We start from the raw sequence: 4,107 nt of genomic DNA, 5'->3' as shown, positions 1-4,107 counted from the left end.
AAATAAATATTGATTTCTTATTTTTTTAAATAAGACTGCGTAAGCTTATTCTTATGGATTATTTTGAAGAGCAAGTCGTATGAGATTTTCGGATGATAGTTCTCCTTTTGTGATTTGGGCAATAGAGCTTTCTTTACCTAGTAGCTTCTCTCGAATAGCGGTTACCGATAGTCCCTTTTTTCTTAGATTTTTTGCTTTCTGAGTCAGATCTTCCAGATAATCTATGCATATTTGTAGAGCCTTGCGGCCATCCTCAATTATTCTGCCTGTTGAGCTGAGTAAGACAAGTCTGTCAGTCTTGAGTGCTACGAGTTTTTTCATTGAATTTATGGTTTCTAAGATGTTCGCTTTTGGGTGGGTAACCTTTGGCTTTTCTCCGTAGAAGAGATCTCCCGAGAAGCACCAACCTTTACTGGGTTCCACTAACGCTACGTGTCCTTCCGAGTGTCCTGGAGTTTCTATCATATCGAAGCGGTAATTTTTTGTGTGTATTTTTTCGGGTATAGGTGATACATTTGTGGGTTCTGGAATGCCCCAGACCCATTCTCGGTAAGGGGGTAAACTGAGTGGTTGTGAGATTAGGGGAATTGAATCGCGATGTGCAAATATTTGCACGCCCCTCTTTTGTAAAAGCTTATTAGCACCGATGTGATCCTCATGCCAGTGTGTATTTATAGAGAATCTAAGATTAAGATTTTGTCCTTTTAAATAATTTATCAATTCCTCAACTGTGTGCTTTGGACCGGTGTCAATGAGGAGCCCGTCAATTAGATATGCAGCGGTCCAGTAAAGTGGTCGCCCTTCAAGTTCTAAACTCATTTTGATTTGAGTAATTTCCTCAAACTTGTTAATCTCTATCATTAATAGCTCCTCATTTTTCTAGGTTTTATACTGAATTAGCAAAACAAGGAATTATTGTAGAAATAAGTTTTACTATCTTAATTTTTTTTAAAAAAAGTAAATTTTATATTGAACTAGAATGAATTAATAAAACATTATAATATAATTTAGGAGGTTTTTGAATGGCAAGAGCAGGAGTCATTTTTATAGGTATAATTGCCTTACTAGGTGCAATCGGAGGAATTATACTCGGTGCCGGGATCACATTCTTGGGATGGAACTTTTATGGAAACCCACAAGCGGATTTACTACATTACCTATATCTACTCGCAGATCCTTCCACCCCCCTCTGGTTGAAGAACTATATACTACTAATGCTTTTACCAGAAACACTGCGTCTAATGAATCTTGCTACCTGGATTGGATATTTCGGAGCGGGTGTCCTAATTGTTTCGCTTATATACTTTGCTACAGCAATTGGCTTATTTGCAATGAAGAACTGGGCTCGCATTATAATGATAATAGTCGGATTGTTATACCTACTGGGTGGAATAGGTATGATAATTTTTGGAATTCTAGCAATCCTAAACATACTATTGATTATATGGGGCATAATTAATCTGCTATGGGGAATAATACTAGTTTCATATCTTGCAAGTGATGTAAAACACGATTTTGAATAAAAGACATCTTACAGATTTAACCATATTCGAATCCAAACTTCTGAGTAATCTTCCAAATTTTTTCTTTTTCTCTTTTTCCTTAATAATGGGAGCTATGATCAATTATTAAATAGGCTTTAAATCCAAAAAATCGGATAACTAATACCAGCAGACAAGAGAAATTACAAAATTTTCGAGGTGATTAATCTTTTAACTTTGGGGTTCTGCATGAATATTGACCTCTTCTACTCTAGGTATTTTCTTTTTTATTTTAAACTCTATTTTAGATGTTAATTCATGTGCTTCTTTTATGGGCATCCTTTCCTCTAGTGTGCAATGGAGATAAACATGGAACTTGTCTTTTACCTTCCTAATTCGTATATTATGACACCTACCCGAACCGATCATGTTCTCAACGACTTCTTTAATTTCCTGTCTCATTTTCTCTGATTCTCTTGTTATCTCTATGTATTCGGTAGGCGATTTGTCTGCTGGTTCCAAGTGAATGTTTACCTCTTCTACTCCACTTATTTTGTTTCTTATTTCTTCTTCTAGATGGTGTGCGAGTGTGTGGGTTTTATTTAGTGAAAGTTTAGGAGGCACTTCGAGATGAAGGTCGATGAATTTTTTCTTTTTTACTTCATAAATGTGAACATCATGAACGTTAAATTCTCTTAACAGGGCTATGTTTCTAATTTTTTGGGTTATTGGCTCTCTGTCCAGTTCTGTAGGATCGGTATGTATCACGATGTCCGAGTTGGGTAAAATGTTCTTTACTTTCTTCTCAACTTCAAGGGAAATGTCATGAGCCTTCTTCAACGAATCTGACTGGTTTATTGAAATAATTACATCCACAAAATATTTGGGCCCTGATGGGCGTACTCTAACAAGTGTACATCCCTCAACTCCTTCCGTTTCACAAACTACTTCTTTCACTTTTTCAGATAATCCTCTTGGAGCTCTATCAAGAAGGGCGTCCACAGCTCTTTTCCCAAGTTTATAACTAACAACTAAAATTATGAAAGCCACAATCAAAGCTGCCATAGGATCGCCATAATGTAAAATATCAAAACTGAAATACTCGTATAACAGATATAGTTCAGGATTGACATATTGAAGCTGACTGATTAAAAGAGTTAAACCGGTGTTGTCAGAAATCCAGACCAAAGCCAGTCCCACGATTACTACAGCTGAGCTCCAAACATCGGTGCGGAAGTGTAGTGCATCTGCCTCCAGAGCTTGACTATTGTATTTTCTAGCCACTCGGTATAAAGCTTTGGAACGCGAAATGTTAACCACAATAGACAGGGCCATCACAATAAATGTCCATATGTTTGCATCCACCGCCACCTTTGTGAAAAATATTCTATTTATCGCCTCGTAGATGATCCACCCACAGACAATAAACAAAAGTATCGTTTCGGCTAGTGCCGATAAATTGTCGATTTTTCCATGACCATACTGGTGGTCAACATCAGCAGGTCTAACAGCGGCCCGCACCGCGAAGAAAGTTATGGTGGCGGCTACTAAATCCAGACCGGAATGCGCAGCCTCAGACAACATGCCCAAGCTCTGTGACAACCAACCCACTACCAACTTTAAAATTAACAACACCACCGCAGCTACAACAGAGCTTAATGCAACAAAACGCATCTCACGGTGAGCATCACCTGACATTTCCACACACCAAAAGAATCAAAATCCCAAAATCTTTTAAGACTTTCTTAAAATCCCGAAAATTAAACCAATAATCCCTAAAAGTGTATTAAAAAACATCTTTTAGGTACTCCAAAGTAGAAGAGAGAAATCATCTACTTTCTTTAAACTAGAATTTTTGTTTACGACATCTTTTTATACCTAACAAATTACATAATCTTCAACATTATGTTAGTTGGGAGATTAGATGGAGGTTTATAGACCAGTAGGGGTAATTATATTCTCTGCCATTTTTATAATCTTGGCGTTTTTAGAGCTTGTGTTTGGAGTATTAATGGGAGTGGGATTATACTACTCCTACTATATGACCGTGTGGGGAAACGTTGTTTTGAGCATAGTCTATATGCCATCGCCCCCAATACCAATGGAGTTTGGAACATATTTCATGTTATGGTTTATATTCCATGCATTTTGGAACCGAACGCTTTTTATTCTCCTACGTTTAGGAGCGTTTGCACTGCTGATTGGGGCAGTTTTACATACCACCTCTGGAATAGGTTTACTATTCATGAGGAAGTGGGGGTATTACTTAGCTCTTATAACTGGAATACTTGATGTAGTTGGAGGTTTCACAACGCTATTTGCTTTACCCTTGCTAATTTTTGGAATAGGAGTAATCGTTTACCTGTTGACTGATGTAAAATACTATTTTGAATAAAAAGAGCCCCCTATTTAAATCGAATTGTTTTAAGAAAGTAACTTAGTTAAGTGCTAATAATGATATGAACGTAGAATACGGACTCTAAATAGAGGTAAATACGGATTTTTCTTCTCAATCTTTTTGGTTAGAAAGAATGGAAGAGGTTATAGTCAAAAACTTTCAATCTCCGTAGATGGAGAACGGTTTTTGCAAGGGTTGTATCATTTTTTGCGCTCGTATGCGGAAGGT

Annotated in this window: 4 protein-coding genes; 2 read left to right on the top strand and 2 right to left on the bottom strand. The window is 37.1% G+C overall.

Annotated elements, in window-relative coordinates; genetic code table 11:
• Positions 1-51: 51 nt before the first annotated feature.
• A complete protein-coding gene (locus tag ACUVXA_RS17425; protein ID WP_445872556.1) occupies positions 52-861 on the bottom strand; it encodes an MBL fold metallo-hydrolase in 810 nt (269 codons plus the stop codon).
• A 161-nt stretch (positions 862-1,022) separates the two neighbouring features.
• Between ACUVXA_RS17425 and ACUVXA_RS17420 the strand changes: the two genes are divergently transcribed.
• Complete coding sequence (locus ACUVXA_RS17420) at positions 1,023-1,523, top strand: hypothetical protein (protein ID WP_445872555.1); 501 nt, start codon at positions 1,023-1,025, stop codon at positions 1,521-1,523.
• A gap of 189 nt (positions 1,524-1,712) precedes the next feature.
• On the opposite strand, the gene ACUVXA_RS17415 is transcribed toward ACUVXA_RS17420, so the two are convergent.
• Positions 1,713-3,179 carry a cation-efflux pump gene (locus ACUVXA_RS17415; protein ID WP_445872554.1) on the bottom strand — a complete coding sequence of 489 codons (1,467 nt, stop codon included), beginning with the start codon at positions 3,177-3,179 and terminating at the stop codon, positions 1,713-1,715.
• Positions 3,180-3,405: 226 nt separating this feature from the next.
• On the opposite strand from ACUVXA_RS17415, the gene ACUVXA_RS17410 reads away from it, so the two are divergent.
• Entirely contained in the window at positions 3,406-3,876 is a 471-nt protein-coding gene (locus tag ACUVXA_RS17410) for a hypothetical protein (RefSeq protein WP_445872553.1), read from the top strand.
• Positions 3,877-4,107: the final 231 nt, after the last annotated feature.

The organism is Candidatus Jordarchaeum sp., from assembly GCF_052745115.1.
This window is presented reverse-complemented; position numbering and strand designations above follow the sequence as displayed.